Source organism: Pantoea sp. PA1 (assembly GCF_056856975.1).
The window spans coordinates 1,018,503-1,031,979 of sequence record NZ_JBXGEE010000001.1; the positions used below are offsets into that span (position 1 = coordinate 1,018,503).

Here is a 13,477-nt window from a genome sequence, read left to right on the forward strand (position 1 = left end):
GATAACGCCGCGACCCGATTTATTTCAGGTGCCTGGTAGTATGTACCTGATATTTATCTGATGCCCTTAGTCTCTGGCCCTGATTTCTTCGGCAAAACAGTGCTCCAGCGCCGTAATCACAGCCCTGATGCGTGCGACTTTTTGCAAATCGGGATGGAGCACCAGCCAGATATCAACCGGGTCGCGTTTTTCAGGCAAAACCGGGATTAATTCGGGATCGCTGTTAGCTAAAAATGTCGAAAGCAGACCGATACCCATCCCGCGTTTAATAGCGGACTGCATCAGCAACTGCGTGTTGCACTCCAGCACGACCTGCTGACTGTTAACTGTAAAGCCACACAGGTTTTGCCGATGACGTGGCACCCTGTCTGCCGGAAACATGACCAGCTGATGACCGCTTAATCCGTGTTCCTGATTCGGTGCTCCGAACCGATCCAGATAACGCTGGCTGGCATAGAGTCCCATCTCAATGGTCGCCAGGCGTTTAACGATTAACTCTTCTGAATCGGGGCGGGCACCACGAATGGCGATATCCGCGCCGCGGTATGAGATATCGGAGAAACCGATTCCGGTCAGCAGGGTTACGGTGATATCCGGATATTGTTCGCGCAGACGTTGAATGGCAGGCATGACAAATACAGTGGCAAGCGTGTCTGTGCTGGCGATGCGCACGTTACCTGCAAGGGTGTTATCGCCGCAGGCGGCTTTACGACTCATCGCCTGCATGGCACTTTCCATAGCCGTGGCTTCTGTCATCACCTGATCGCCAAACTCACTCAGCGTAAAGGCCCGGGGCGTGCGTATAAACAACCGCGAACCGAGTGCGCTTTCAAATGCGGCAATACGTCGTCCTACTGTCGCCTGGTCGACGTTCAATGATTTTGAAGCACCCCGCAACGTTTTTTGTCTCGCCAGCGCGAGGAAAAAACGGACATCATCCCAGTTCATCTCTTACCTTCTTCCTTAACATTGACACGTTCTTACCGCGGCAAGTGTCAACGTTAACGAATTCAGTATCAATCTTTTAACGGCAGAATAACCTGCCGGTACGGCGTAACGTTTGTGACTCCATTCGTATCCTGACGACACAGGCTGCAGGTTTATCCCATGCTGCGTAGTCTTAAAGCCTGAGCATGTCTGGACCGATGTGACAAGCAGCATTATTGAAGCCCTGTGATGCAGTTATGGGGATGTACCGGTTCTCTGCCAGGCCCTATGATGCCCGCCTCTCATTACGCCCGAACGTCAATATGACCCGGTCATGCTTATGAAGCATGCGCTCAGGATAATAAACATGTCAGAAGTTAACCTCATGGCGGATAGTTCTCATCACGCCACTGTAAAGATGCGCACCTTATGCTTTATTGCACTGGCGCTGGTTGCTGCCTTATTAAACAGCAGTGCACCAACGCCGCTTTATCCCCTCTATCAGCAGCAGTTGGGTTTGTCCGCTGTCAGCCTGACGATAATCTATGGCGCGTATGCGGGAGGGGTTTTAATTGCGTTATTCAGTGTGGGAAATCTTGCCGGTAAAGTGGCTGACCTGCGCAGTCTGATGATGCCTGCGCTGCTGGCCGTCTTTGTGGGTGCCTTGCTGTTTTCCCTGGCCGACTCGTTTGCCTGTCTGTTTATGGCGCGTCTGCTGGCGGGCCTCGGAACCGGAGCATTAACCGGCGCAGCCAATATTGCTCTTTTGCGTTTTGGCCCGAAAGATGGTGGTAAAGCTGCAGCTCTGATCGCAACGCTCTCTTTCACAACCGGTCTGGCGCTGGGGCCCGTTTTCAGCGGCGTGGCGATTCAGACAGATTTCTACAGCCAGACGCTGCCATTTGTACTGATTATGATGACGGCCGCGATCGCCCTTACTGGATTGCGCCTGAGCTGGCCAGCGCATCACCATGACCAGCCCAGGGTTGTGTCATCCTCGTCCGCCATCTCAGCGGATGCAGCACTAAAAACCGGACTGAAAGCGACGGGTATACGGTTTTTTCTGTGTGCAGGTGCGTTGTTTATGAGCTGGGCATTTGCCGCCAGCATTTTATCGATTGGACCGGCGGTCGCTGAGCATCTCCTCGACATTCATCGTCAGGGTGTGTATGGCTATGTAATAGCAGTCTATTTGGTGGTCGCTGGTATCAGCCAGATTTTAAGCCGTCGGATTAGCGCTCGCACCTCTCTCGCGGCAGGCTGTCTTACTCAGGTCATTTCTATCATGTTTTTTACCTGGGCTATCAGCACTCACTCTTTAACAGGGGCATGTGCCGGACTGCTCGTGGCCGGATATTCTTATGGTGCGATTTTTGTGGGAAGCGCGACGCTGGTCAATATGATCTCCCCAGCGTCCAGTCACGCAAAACTGATTTCACTGTTTTACGTCATTGCCTATATCGCTAACTGGGTGCCTGTGCTGTTAGGTGCGGTGGTGGATCACGCCAGCCTGAATCTGGCCGTTGATCTGCTGTTCAGCGTCGGTGCGTTTATCTGTTTACTGCTGAGCATCACGGTGTTCTGGATAAAGATGGAAAAACGCGACTAATCTTCAGCCATCAGGCGTAGCCTGATGGCTGCCGTGACGGCCATTACCGGCTGTTGCGCCTCATTTCCTGCAGCCTTGCCGCTTTTTATCGGAGGCGTATAACGCGCTGTCGTGCTGACCATCTGTACTTGTTGCCTGCGCCTGCGCTAGAATCCCCGGTTGATTTGACCGAAATGCACCTCTTCAGGCCGGTAATAATGATCACGACAGCGACAGCGCAAAAAAGCAGAGAGCGGGGACGGCCCAGAGAGTTCGATATCGAACAGGCTCTGGATCACGCGATGATCGTTTTCCGGCAAAAGGGGTATCATGCAGCCTCTATCGGCGATCTGAGTGAGGCGATGAACCTCTCTGCAGGCAGTATCTATAAGGCGTTTAAAGATAAACGCTCACTGTTTCTGCTGGTCTTCGAGCGCTATCTGCTGCTGCGCAATGCCGATCTGCGCCGTCGTCTGGCCCCCTGCGTGAGCGGGCGGGAGAAGATCACCGAGCTGTTACAGTTCTATCTGGATTCGGCGCGGGCGACGGAGGGACGGCGCGGCTGTCTGGTTGTCGCCAGTGCCATTGCGTTGCAGACAATGGATGAGGCGCTGGCGCAGCGCATCAATAAAGTTGTGCAGCGTAATCAGCGCTTCCTGGTTTCACTGCTGGAGCTGGGGCAACGGGATGGCTCTATCGATAACACGCTGGACAGTGAAGCGGCAGCGGGTCTGATTCTCTGCATTGCGTTTGGTATGCGGGTGACAGGCAAGGTGGGCGATATGGTCAATGAGCAGCAGACGCTGGCACTGGCATTGAAGGTGCTGGGGTAACAGCGAGCCCGCTGTGTGACGCGACACCGCCCGGAGCATCTCCGTCACGCGGGGGACTGAAACGCCCCCGACGATTAACGGCCGAACAGCAGGCTGATGAGCGCGTGATAGTGGCGCTCTTCTTCCTGTGAAGAGGCGGTTTCAAGGCGGCGCAGCAGTTTGGTGCAGATCGATTTGCGATTCACGTTCTGACCGGCATTCAGAATTTCCACCACCACCTGTCCCAGCGTCTCTTGCTGTGAAGGCAGGCTTGCCGCATTAAAATAACGGGCAATGTCGTCTGCCGTTTGTGGCAGTCTCTGGTTCGGGTACATGGGTCGTTTCCTGGCGGATAGTTCAGCATCTAACGAATAGGTACAAAGTTATACAATATTGTCTGAGTTGTACAGCTATTTCGGCAGAAATCGCCTGCTTTTTATTCAGCACGGCTGCGCTGACAGCGACAGGGAAAAAACAGGATGAGCGGAGTCGGCGCAGGGTGCAAAACCAGCAGGCGGGCGCAGACTGACAGCACCCGACAGCCTGGCCTGCAGCATAGCTAGCGGTAATCTTTCAGGAAAACCGGTGCCTGTCCGGTCTCAACCAGCCAGTTAAGTTCGGCGCGGTCGCGCGATGCGGCTTCGGTGAAACTTTTGAGCCAGTTTCGCGCATCGGCAATCTGGGCGACGCGTTCATCACTGCGCTCATGCTCGGCCATTTCACCCAGCTGGCGAATCAGTGAAACGAGCGTGATTTCCTGCTCTGTAAAAGCCAGATTAATTGCCGCTTCACCAAGAATCATATGACCGACGTTTTTGTCATAATACACCATATGTCATCTCCTGATTAATGAGCCATACGCCAGTTTAGTTAAAGGCGTCTCTGACTAAAAGAGCAGAAATAGCAGGTCAAAACGATCGGTCTTTTCCCAAAATAAACGGCCCCTCAAAGCGAAGCGCTAACCTGTTAATATTCCAGCATAAAAAATTTCAGATACCTCTGTTCATAAAATAACTGAGCGATTTTGACGGTTAAACAGAGAGGGAGATGCCTGAAATTCAGATAAGCCAGCGACTCCGGGCAGGCACAGGGTCCCATTAAAGCGCGTCTGTTTCAGCAACAGAGAAAGGAGAGGGGTTTATAAAAAGAGGCGGACGACTGACAGACAGAATAAAGCCGCCCGAAGGCGGCTTTATTCCACAGAGAGCGTTATTTATTCGGTACTTCGGAAACCGCTTTAACGTCGGCTTTATTAATCTGTTGCTTCACGCCGTTTGCATCGGTGTAAGCCAGCAGGCCTGCATCAGATTCTGACGGTTTGCCATCACTAATAATGGTGCGTCCATCGTTAGTCTGAATCGCATAGCTGGTGCGGGTGCAGCCAGTTAATACAGTCATACCAATCAATGCGGCGAGCGGTAAAATCAGCGCTTTTTTCATCTTATTCACCTTATATTAGTTATCGAGTTCACTCATATTACTGATCTCATTGCGATTGATTTGCTCAGTTTTTCCTGTCTGAGCATCGCGATAAGAAACCAGACCGGTATCTGAATCAATCTGCGGTTTACCATCGGTCACAATGGTGCGGCCATCAGTGGTCTTAATCGATTGATTGGAAGAGCAGCCTGCCAGTGTGCCTAAAGAGAGAGCCAGCAATGCGATAGCTGACAGGGATTTCATTTTCATTTTTTGTTCTCCATGAATTCATATCCAGACGTTTACAGCATAGACGCCTTTATAAATTTTGCTGGCCCTGACCCACTCCGTTGCGTTTTTTTTAAGCAAAAACAGTGGCCACTGTGATTATTTCCGACGCTGAGTCCGGGAAATAGCATTTATTGCAACTTTATATTGTCGGCACGGACGTTTTGCGCTGCTGGCCTCCCGTCACAATAAGCACAAAGCCAAAGGCGAAAATAAGATCGGAGATAAGGGCCGCTATTTTGTTAACGTCCGAACCGTCAGCAGGAGAATAGATCGCAGCGCGGAACGCGGGCGCCGTGGTGAGCTCTCCTGCAGGGAAGGATGAGTGGCCCGAAGCCGGTGCGAACCCGGGCCAGAGAGAGGCTATCAGAGGACAGAGTCTTCGCCCGCTTTGGCGGCCGCTTTTTCCGCCTTCATGGCGCTGACCGGATCGGAGGCGCTCAGCCAGCGGTCAAACTTCTGGTAGGTGTCGATAAAGGTCTTAAAGTAGCTGCTGGCAATGGTGGCATTCTCTTTGTGATTCATAAACGCCACGGCCAGCTTGAATGCATCTTCGTTATCAAATTTCATGTTGGTTTCCCTCGCTTAAGATGCATAGAGCGTAGCCTGATAACGCGACCTCTGCATTCAGACAACCGCCTGAAAAGCGACAATAATTCTCTCTGGTCAGCGCCATTCATCCGATTGGCGCGGATTCCCACTTACTTCACGCCAAATCCTTCTTATAATGCCAGCTTCACTTGTGAAGGGGACCCGCTTATGTCGAAAGGATTAATCGTTGCCGCTGTGCTGCTGCTGTCGGGTTGCAGCCTGTTGCATAAACAGCCGCCAGCGCCGCAGACGCTGCACTATCGCTGTGGGACGCTGCCGCTGACCGTGACGCTGGATGAGGGTCAGCAGCAGGTCAGTTTCATTATGGACGGCCAGCCGCTGACGCTGAAGCAGACCGTATCGGCGTCCGGTGCCCGTTACAGCGATGGCACCTATGTTTTCTGGTCTAAAGGCAACGGCGCATTTATTGAACGGAACGATAAAATTGTCGTGAACGATTGTGAGCTGCAACCTGCCAGCTGACTCTTTATCTGAAAAGGCGAGCATTATGAGCGACAGCGAAACGCTACACACCATTGCCCATCTGCGGCGTGAATATACCCGCGGCGGATTACGCCGGAAGGATCTGCCGGACGATCCCGTCGTCCTGTTTGAACAGTGGCTGAGCCAGGCCTGCGAGGCAAAACTGCCCGATCCGACGGCCATGACCGTCGCAACCGTGGATGAACAGGGCCAGCCGTGGCAGCGTATCGTGCTGCTGAAGCACTTCGATGCGCAGGGCATGGTGTTCTATACCAACCTCGGCAGCCGCAAGGCATTACAGCTGGCAAACAATCCGCGCATCTGCCTGCACTTCCCGTGGCACTACCTGGAACGTCAGGTGATGGTGCTGGGGGAAGTGGAAAAACTCTCGCCGCTGGAGGTGCTGAAATATTTCCACAGCCGTCCGCGTGACAGTCAGATCGGGGCCTGGGTGTCGAAGCAGTCGAGCCGTATTTCGGCGCGCGGCATTCTGGAAGGGAAGTTCCTTGAGCTGAAGCAGAAGTTCCAGCAGGGTGATGTGCCGCTGCCCAGTTTCTGGGGCGGCTATCGGGTGAAATTTCATACGCTGGAGTTCTGGCAGGGGGGCGAACATCGCCTGCACGATCGTTTCATCTACCAGCGCGATCACGATGGCTGGAAAATCGACCGTCTGGCACCCTGAATCTGCACGATTCCCCCCTATCAGCGCTGGCACAGAGAGCGTCAGCGCTTTATGCTATAGCCCTGATTTTTTTCGATTCCGCATCCCGGCGGAAAGCTGTGTACCAGCCTAGGTGCAGTCTGATCAATTTGGAGTCAGTAATGACCAGCAGTAACCTGATACAACAATTGCAGGAGAGGGGCCTTATCGCCCAGGTGACGGATGAAGAGGCGCTGACAGAGAAACTGGCGCAGGGGCCAATTTCGCTCTATTGCGGCTTTGACCCCACAGCCGACAGCTTGCATTTGGGCCATCTGGTACCGCTGCTCTGCCTGAAGCGTTTTCAGGATGCCGGCCACAAGCCGGTGGCACTGGTCGGTGGCGCAACCGGCCTGATTGGCGACCCGAGCTTCAAAGCCGCAGAGCGTAAACTTAATACCAGCGAAACCGTCGGTGAATGGGTTGAAAAGATCCGCCAGCAGGTGGCTCCCTTCCTCGACTTCGATTGCGGCAGCAACAGCGCAATCGCCGCCAATAACTACGACTGGTTTGGCAGCATGAACGTGCTGACCTTCCTGCGTGATATCGGCAAGCACTTCTCCGTCAATCAGATGATCAACAAAGAAGCGGTGAAGCAGCGTCTGAACCGTGACGATCAGGGCATCTCCTTTACCGAGTTCTCTTACAATCTGCTGCAGGGCTATGACTTTGCCTGCCTGAATGAGCGCCACGGCGTCTCGCTGCAGATTGGCGGATCGGATCAGTGGGGTAACATCACCTCCGGTATCGACCTGACCCGTCGTCTGCATCAGAACCAGGTGTTTGGCCTGACCGTGCCGCTAATCACCAAATCTGACGGCACCAAGTTCGGTAAAACCGAAGGCGGCGCAGTCTGGCTGGATGCGAAGAAGACCAGTCCGTACAAGTTCTATCAGTTCTGGATCAACACCGCGGACGCAGATGTCTATCGCTTCCTGAAGTTCTTCACCTTCATGAGCATTGAAGAGATCAACGCGCTGGAAGAAGAGGACAAAAACAGCGGTACCGCGCCACGTGCGCAGTATGTGCTGGCTGAGCAGGTCACGCGTCTGGTGCATGGCGAAGCGGGTCTGTCGGCGGCGAAACGCATCACGGCCAGCCTCTTCTCCGGCGCCGTAAGCGATATGACCGAAGCAGATTTCGAGCAGCTGGCGCAGGATGGCATGCCAACCATCACCCTGAGCGCTGAAGACGATCTGCAGCAGGCGCTGGTGAAAGCAGAGCTGGTGCCGTCACGCGGTCAGGCACGCACCATGATTGGCTCCAACGCCGTCTCTCTGAACGGTGAAAAGCAGTCTGACGCGGAATACCGCTTCAGCGACAGTGACAAACTGTTTAACCGCTTCACGCTGCTGCGTCGCGGTAAGAAACATTACTGCCTGATTAACTGGCAGTAAGATTTCAGGGCCGGTCTCCGGCCCTTTTTTATGGCAAGGCAGGACAGGGCAAACAAGTGAAAAATATTTTAGCGATTCAGTCGCACGTTGTTTTTGGTCACGCCGGGAATGCGGCGGCTGAGTTTCCGATGCGCCGCCTGGGTGCAAACGTCTGGCCGCTGAATACCGTGCAGTTTTCCAACCATACGCAATATGGCCACTGGACCGGCACGGTGATGCCAGCAACGCACTTAACCGACATCGTGAAAGGCATTGCGGACATCGACCGTCTGAAGACCTGTGACGCGGTGCTGAGCGGCTATCTGGGCTCGGCGGAGCAGGGCGAGCAGATTCTGGAGATTGTCCGTCAGGTCAAAGCGGCCAACCCGAACGCCTGGTACTTCTGCGATCCGGTGATGGGCCATCCGGAGAAAGGCTGTATCGTCGCCCCGGGCGTGGCAGAGTTTCACTGCAAAATGGCAATGCCTGCCAGCGACATCATCGCGCCGAACCTGCTGGAGCTGGAGATGCTGAGCGAACGCACCGTCACCGATGTAGACGCGGCGGTGGACGCAGCACGGGCGCTGATCGCTCAGGGGCCGCGCGTGGTGCTGGTGAAACATCTGGCGCGTGCGGGGCGTCGCAGCGATCGCTTTGAGATGCTGCTGGTGACGGCAGAAGATGCCTGGCACATCAGCCGTCCGCTGGTGGACTTTGGCGTCCGTCAGCCGGTCGGGGTGGGGGATCTGACCAGCGGACTGCTGCTGGTTAATCTGCTGCACGGTAAATCGCTGCAGGATGCGCTGGAGCACGTCACCGCTGCGGTTTATGAGGTGATGCTGAAAACCCATCAGATGGGTGAGTATGAGCTGCAGCTGGTGGCGGCACAGGATGCCATCGCCCATCCTACCCAGCACTTCGCGGCTGAAAAGCTGTAACGCATCAGGGCCGGTCATCCGGCCCTGTTCACTCAGGCTAATCCTTCGGCCCTGAGTGCCGCCTGCACCGCAGGCCGCTCTGCAACCCGCTCAAACCACGCCTTCAGCGCCGTATACTCAGACAGATCCAGTCCCAGCGCGTTTGCCCAGCGCGTCACCACGAAGAGATACGCATCGGCCACGCTGAAGTGCAGCCCCATCAGCCACTGTCTATCTCGCAGTGATTCATCGACAAAACGAAATTTTGCTTCCAGCTGGCTGCGGGTCTGCGCTTTTACCTCGTCAGAGTAACCCGGCCGGAACAGCGGCCCGAAACTTTTATGCAGCTCGCTGCCAACGTAACTGAGCCACGCGACGGTCTGGTAGCGCGTCAGGCTGCCAACCGGTGCCAGCAGGTGGCGATCGGGTTTGAGATCCGCCAGGTACTGCACAATGGCGACACCTTCCGTCAGCACGGTGCCATCGCTGAGCTGCAGGGCGGGCACCTGACCTTTGGGGTTAATCTGGCGAAAGTCGTCGCCGCGTTCGGTGAGCTTTGTAGCCAGATCAACGCTGACCTGGGTGAAGTCGAGCCCGCATTCGCGCATGACAATGTGAGGTGAGAGCGAACAGGCACCCGCTTTGCAAAACAGTTTCATAACCCGGTCTCCTTGTGGCAATGGGGTTACTGCATAGTAAATGCTCAGAGCAGAATTGCCAGTGACAGGGATCAGGGAATGATCAGGGGGAGACGTCAGCCATAAAAAAGCCGGGCAGAGCCCGGCTGAGAGATGACAGGGTGGCTGTCAGGCCTGCACATCCCGGGCTTTTGCTTCAGGGTCCTGCGTCATGCGGTTCAGCAGCGGCGCAGTAATCAGCATCAGCACGGCGATCACTGCCGTAGTGATACCAATCTCCTGGAACACACGGCTGTAGGTTGCCAGTGAAATCAGCGGATCGGTCACGTTTTCAGGCACAGCCATCAGGTTAGCGACTTTACCGGCAATCACCGCCGCACCGGCGGTAGTCAGGAACCAGGAGCCCATGATAAAGCCCATCAGACGCTGAGGCACCAGCTGCGCGACCATCGCCAGGCCGAGACCGGAGATCATAAGCTCACCGATACTCTGCAGCGCATAGCTCAGGATCAGCCAGTTCACAGAAACGATACCGGCGTCGCTGGCAAACTTCGCGCCCAGCGGCAGCACCAGGAACGCGGCGGAGCAGAGCACCATACCAAAGGCAAATTTGTGCGGCATCGGCAGCTTATCGCCCAGTTTGTTGTAGAGCGACGCCAGCAGCGGGCTGGCCAGCATGATCCAGAACGGGTTCAGCGCCTGGAACTGCTCCGGAGCAAAGGTAATGCCGAAGATAGTGTGCTCAACGTTACGGATAGCGAAGAAGTTCAGGGAGGTCGGCATCTGCATGTAGAGCACGAAGAACAGAATCGCTTCAACCATCAGCAGGAAGGCCACGATCATCTTACGACGCGCTGCGCCCTGCAGCGCAAAGGCTTCTTTGGCAAACACCAGCACGATGCCCAGTGCAATCACCGCCAGCACCACGCGTGCAATCGCCTGGTGATGCAGCATCCAGTTTGCCAGTGCGACCAGCACCACGACGCCCACGAGGGTCATCAGCAGTTTACCGACCTGCAGCGGCGCAAAGTCCGGTTTAGAACCGTAATCTTTGACCATGCGTTTGCAGAACAGGAAGTTGAACAGGGTGATGACCAGACCGATGACGCAGAGGGAGAAAGCGACGCTGTAGCCATATTTTGCGGCTAACCACGGTGTCAGCATCATCGAGAACAGCGAACCGATGTTAATCGACATGTAGAACATGGTGAACGCACCGTCGAGACGCGGGTCATCTTTCTCGTAGCAGGTCGAAAGCAGCGAAGAGGGATTCGCTTTAAACAGGCCGCTACCCACGGCAATGGTCGCCATACCGAGATAGACGATACTGACGTTGTGGCCGGAGAAGGCGACCAGCGCATAACCCAGCGCCAGCACCAGCACACCCAGTACGATGACGCGTTTGGTACCCAGCACCTTATCACCGAGCCAGCCGCCGATGGCGACCAGACCATAAACCAGCGCACTGAATGAAGAGAACAGGGTAATAGAGTCTGATTCAGACAATCCCAGCTGCTTCACCAGGTAAACCGCCATAATGGCCTGCAGGCCATAGAAGCCAAAACGTTCCCATAACTCAATCGAAAAGATTAAGTAGAACGCCTTTGGCTGTTTAAACGCATTGAGGCTGACAGCCTCATCAGTGTGTTTGTTTGCAGTTGACACTTGTACCTCAGTTTTGTCACATCCTGTTTCGGGACAGGAATTAAGTCTGCGTCATGTGAGTGTTCCATGCGCAAAATTGTTATCAGAAGGGAGGAGCGGCGACTAATTTGGCTGATTACGGGCAGCAGGGCAAGAGTTTTCTGACACCCCGTGTAACCTGATAATGTCAGGTTAAAAATCTTACAATAAACGATGAGGCAGATTTTAATATTGATCTGAAATATCATTTCAGTATAAAAATGCCAAATGAGGGCGGCTTACTGGATGAAATTAATATTAACTGCTAATGGCACCTTATGCAGATTAAACGTTTGCCGGATGATAATTCAACAGCACTAACCGGCAGAAGATGGCTATTTCCCAGGCGATCTGCCGAAAATTAAAACGTTAAGCCTGCCGCATTGATGAAAAAGCGTCCGGGTGACGATCCGGAACACAAAACGGCGATTTATTTCAGAAAGTAAAACAAGAAATCGATTGCGCGGGGCTGGCGGGTACGAAAACCCGTGTTGCTGAGTGCGCTCGACAGAATATTCACATTCCTGTAGCCTCTCAATTTCCCCTTACAGGAACTCGCTATGTCCTCCTCCCTGCGTTTATCACTGGTCGGTGATTACCGCGCCAGTGCGGTTGCCCATCAGGCTATTCCCCTTGCGATTGAACGTGCCGCCCGTCGGCTGAATATCACTGCGGAAGCAGAATGGATCCCCACTGAACAGCTTAGCGAGGCGCATCTGGCGCAGAGCGATGCTATCTGGGTCGTGCCGGGCAGTCCTTATCATAATGACGCGGGTGTCTTCGACACCATTCGCTGGGCGCGGGAAAGCGGCAAACCTTTCCTGGGCTCCTGCGGCGGATTTCAGTATGCGGTCATCGAATACGCGCGCAATGTGCTGGATTGGCAGGATGCGCGTCACGCCGAAACGGAAACGGGCGGGCGACAGGTGATTACGCCACTGAGTTGTTCGCTGGTGGAGAAGCGCGGCACAGTAAGATTTGAAGCGAACTCCCGTATCGCCCTGGCCTATGGGGCGCTCAGCAGCGATGAAGGCTACCACTGCAACTTTGGCGTCAACCCGGCATTCAGTACCGCACTGGGCGAGAACACGCTGCGCATTACCGCCTGGGACGAGGCGGGTGAGGTGCGCGGCGTAGAGCTGCCCGACCATCCCTTCTTTGTCGCGACGCTGTTTCAGTCAGAGCGCGCCGCCCTGCAGGAGAAGGACGCTCCGCTGGTGGTCGCGTGGATGCAGGCCGCGCTGGCGCAGCGCTGACGGGCTTCATCAGGTGACACCGTCACGGATAACCGGGCGGGCGCGATGATAACCGTCAGCGATTCAGCTGGCGGCGCTGCGCGATCTGTTCAGCGCGCAGCAGCAGGGCCTGCAGATCCTCTTCATCGATATCCAGCAGTTCACCGCCCTGAATCGCCTGATGCAGATCGGCGCGGGTCAGCGGCACCGGCATCGCCACCGGCTCAGGATTACTCTCTGCGGGAGCCAGCGGATGCGGATAGCGGCGACCGGCCAGATTATTAAACAGCAGCGCCAGCAGCGCGAGCGTCAGAGAGTTGAGCAGAACCGGCGTCAGAACAAACTGATAGCCCAGCTGCTGCACCGCAGGTCCGCCCAGAATGGCGGTCAACGCCACCGCGCCGCCGGGCGGATGCAGGCAGCGCAGCTGAAACATCAGCAGGATCGCCACACAGGCTGCCACGCCGCAGGCGATTGCCGGATCGGGGATCAGCAGGCTGACGGTCACGCCCGCCAGCGCTGACAGGCTGTTGCCGCCGACGATGGCCCACGGCTGCGCCAGCGGACTGGCGGGCACACCAAACAGTAACACGGCCGAGGCGCCGACCGGCGCGACAAACCAGAGGTTCAGCTCACCCAGCATCCAGTGGCTCAGCAGGCTGGTCAGCATCAATCCGCAGCCGGCACCCAGCGCGGCGAACAGGATATGCTTTTGCGTGACCGCCAGCGGGTGCGGCCAGAGTCGCGCCAGGAACTGGCGCAGAGGATGCCTCGCAGCAGGAGGTCGTTCATTCGTTGCTTTACTCACCGGGTCATAACA

16 protein-coding genes are annotated in these 13,477 nt (G+C 55.3%); 7 read left to right on the forward strand and 9 right to left on the reverse strand.

The window, feature by feature from the left end; translation table 11 throughout:
• Positions 1-66 precede the first annotated feature (66 nt).
• Positions 67-948 carry a LysR family transcriptional regulator gene (locus AC1V0D_RS05040; RefSeq protein WP_046101760.1) on the reverse strand — a complete coding sequence of 294 codons (882 nt, stop codon included), beginning with the start codon at positions 946-948 and terminating at the stop codon, positions 67-69.
• A 346-nt stretch (positions 949-1,294) separates the two neighbouring features.
• Between AC1V0D_RS05040 and AC1V0D_RS05045 the strand changes: the two genes are divergently transcribed.
• On the forward strand, positions 1,295-2,536 hold the full coding sequence (locus tag AC1V0D_RS05045; RefSeq protein WP_482907063.1) for an MFS transporter: 1,242 nt from the start codon (positions 1,295-1,297) through the stop codon (positions 2,534-2,536).
• Positions 2,537-2,733: 197 nt separating this feature from the next.
• Positions 2,734-3,348 carry a TetR/AcrR family transcriptional regulator gene (locus AC1V0D_RS05050; protein WP_482907064.1) on the forward strand — a complete coding sequence of 205 codons (615 nt, stop codon included), beginning with the start codon at positions 2,734-2,736 and terminating at the stop codon, positions 3,346-3,348.
• Positions 3,349-3,422: 74 nt separating this feature from the next.
• Here AC1V0D_RS05050 and ycgZ read toward each other — a convergent pair whose 3' ends face one another.
• The 5 genes from ycgZ to AC1V0D_RS05075 form a co-directional block, all read right to left on the reverse strand.
• Positions 3,423-3,662, reverse strand: a complete 240-nt coding sequence (ycgZ, locus tag AC1V0D_RS05055) for a regulatory protein YcgZ (RefSeq protein ID WP_009090377.1) — start codon at positions 3,660-3,662, stop codon at positions 3,423-3,425.
• 224 nt (positions 3,663-3,886) lie between these two features.
• Positions 3,887-4,159, reverse strand: a complete 273-nt coding sequence (locus AC1V0D_RS05060; RefSeq protein WP_009090376.1) for a hypothetical protein — start codon at positions 4,157-4,159, stop codon at positions 3,887-3,889.
• Positions 4,160-4,536: 377 nt separating this feature from the next.
• Positions 4,537-4,767, reverse strand: coding sequence for a YgdI/YgdR family lipoprotein (locus AC1V0D_RS05065; RefSeq protein WP_009090374.1), 231 nt, complete (start codon positions 4,765-4,767; stop codon positions 4,537-4,539).
• Between the two features lie 15 nt (positions 4,768-4,782).
• On the reverse strand, positions 4,783-5,016 hold the full coding sequence (locus AC1V0D_RS05070) for a YgdI/YgdR family lipoprotein (protein WP_009090372.1): 234 nt from the start codon (positions 5,014-5,016) through the stop codon (positions 4,783-4,785).
• A 384-nt stretch (positions 5,017-5,400) separates the two neighbouring features.
• The gene (locus AC1V0D_RS05075; protein WP_009090370.1) at positions 5,401-5,604 is read right to left on the reverse strand and encodes a hypothetical protein; all 204 of its coding nucleotides are present in this window, start codon (positions 5,602-5,604) and stop codon (positions 5,401-5,403) included.
• Positions 5,605-5,793: 189 nt separating this feature from the next.
• Here AC1V0D_RS05075 and AC1V0D_RS05080 point away from each other — a divergent pair, with 189 nt between their 5' ends.
• The 4 genes from AC1V0D_RS05080 to pdxY all read left to right on the forward strand — a co-directional run bounded on the left by AC1V0D_RS05080 (position 5,794) and on the right by pdxY (position 9,122).
• Complete coding sequence (locus tag AC1V0D_RS05080) at positions 5,794-6,108, forward strand: MliC family protein (protein WP_009090369.1); 315 nt, start codon at positions 5,794-5,796, stop codon at positions 6,106-6,108.
• Between the two features lie 25 nt (positions 6,109-6,133).
• Positions 6,134-6,790: a pyridoxamine 5'-phosphate oxidase gene (pdxH, locus tag AC1V0D_RS05085; RefSeq protein ID WP_009090367.1), complete on the forward strand. Its 657-nt coding sequence runs from the start codon at positions 6,134-6,136 to the stop codon at positions 6,788-6,790.
• Between the two features lie 140 nt (positions 6,791-6,930).
• Positions 6,931-8,205 (forward strand): tyrosine--tRNA ligase, encoded by a 1,275-nt coding sequence (gene tyrS, locus AC1V0D_RS05090; protein WP_009090365.1) that lies wholly within the window; start codon positions 6,931-6,933, stop codon positions 8,203-8,205.
• 56 nt (positions 8,206-8,261) lie between these two features.
• Entirely contained in the window at positions 8,262-9,122 is an 861-nt protein-coding gene (gene pdxY / locus AC1V0D_RS05095) for a pyridoxal kinase PdxY (RefSeq protein WP_009090363.1), read from the forward strand.
• 32 nt (positions 9,123-9,154) lie between these two features.
• On the opposite strand, the gene gstA is transcribed toward pdxY, so the two are convergent.
• Both gstA and dtpA read right to left on the reverse strand, forming a co-directional pair.
• Complete coding sequence (gene gstA / locus AC1V0D_RS05100; protein ID WP_009090361.1) at positions 9,155-9,760, reverse strand: glutathione transferase GstA; 606 nt, start codon at positions 9,758-9,760, stop codon at positions 9,155-9,157.
• Between the two features lie 147 nt (positions 9,761-9,907).
• Complete coding sequence (dtpA, locus tag AC1V0D_RS05105; protein WP_154928133.1) at positions 9,908-11,404, reverse strand: dipeptide/tripeptide permease DtpA; 1,497 nt, start codon at positions 11,402-11,404, stop codon at positions 9,908-9,910.
• Positions 11,405-11,982: 578 nt separating this feature from the next.
• Here dtpA and AC1V0D_RS05110 point away from each other — a divergent pair.
• Positions 11,983-12,678, forward strand: coding sequence for a CTP synthase C-terminal region-related (seleno)protein (locus tag AC1V0D_RS05110; RefSeq protein WP_046101764.1), 696 nt, complete (start codon positions 11,983-11,985; stop codon positions 12,676-12,678).
• A 55-nt stretch (positions 12,679-12,733) separates the two neighbouring features.
• On the opposite strand, the gene AC1V0D_RS05115 is transcribed toward AC1V0D_RS05110, so the two are convergent.
• A complete protein-coding gene (locus tag AC1V0D_RS05115) occupies positions 12,734-13,465 on the reverse strand; it encodes an HPP family protein (protein WP_482907065.1) in 732 nt (243 codons plus the stop codon).
• Between the last annotated feature and the right edge of the window lie 12 nt (positions 13,466-13,477).

Coding starts and splice junctions, on each gene's coding strand:
- AC1V0D_RS05040 (WP_046101760.1), bottom strand. CDS start 948: ATGAACTGGGATGATGTCCGTTTTTTCCTCGCGCTGGCGAGACAAAAA.
- AC1V0D_RS05060 (WP_009090376.1), bottom strand. CDS start 4,159: ATGGTGTATTATGACAAAAACGTCGGTCATATGATTCTTGGTGAAGCG.
- AC1V0D_RS05065 (WP_009090374.1), bottom strand. CDS start 4,767: ATGAAAAAAGCGCTGATTTTACCGCTCGCCGCATTGATTGGTATGACT.
- gstA (WP_009090361.1), bottom strand. CDS start 9,760: ATGAAACTGTTTTGCAAAGCGGGTGCCTGTTCGCTCTCACCTCACATT.
- pdxH (WP_009090367.1), top strand. CDS start 6,134: ATGAGCGACAGCGAAACGCTACACACCATTGCCCATCTGCGGCGTGAA.
- AC1V0D_RS05075 (WP_009090370.1), bottom strand. CDS start 5,604: ATGAAATTTGATAACGAAGATGCATTCAAGCTGGCCGTGGCGTTTATG.
- AC1V0D_RS05080 (WP_009090369.1), top strand. CDS start 5,794: ATGTCGAAAGGATTAATCGTTGCCGCTGTGCTGCTGCTGTCGGGTTGC.
- AC1V0D_RS05110 (WP_046101764.1), top strand. CDS start 11,983: ATGTCCTCCTCCCTGCGTTTATCACTGGTCGGTGATTACCGCGCCAGT.
- tyrS (WP_009090365.1), top strand. CDS start 6,931: ATGACCAGCAGTAACCTGATACAACAATTGCAGGAGAGGGGCCTTATC.
- AC1V0D_RS05050 (WP_482907064.1), top strand. CDS start 2,734: ATGATCACGACAGCGACAGCGCAAAAAAGCAGAGAGCGGGGACGGCCC.
- AC1V0D_RS05070 (WP_009090372.1), bottom strand. CDS start 5,016: ATGAAAATGAAATCCCTGTCAGCTATCGCATTGCTGGCTCTCTCTTTA.
- ycgZ (WP_009090377.1), bottom strand. CDS start 3,662: ATGTACCCGAACCAGAGACTGCCACAAACGGCAGACGACATTGCCCGT.
- AC1V0D_RS05045 (WP_482907063.1), top strand. CDS start 1,295: ATGTCAGAAGTTAACCTCATGGCGGATAGTTCTCATCACGCCACTGTA.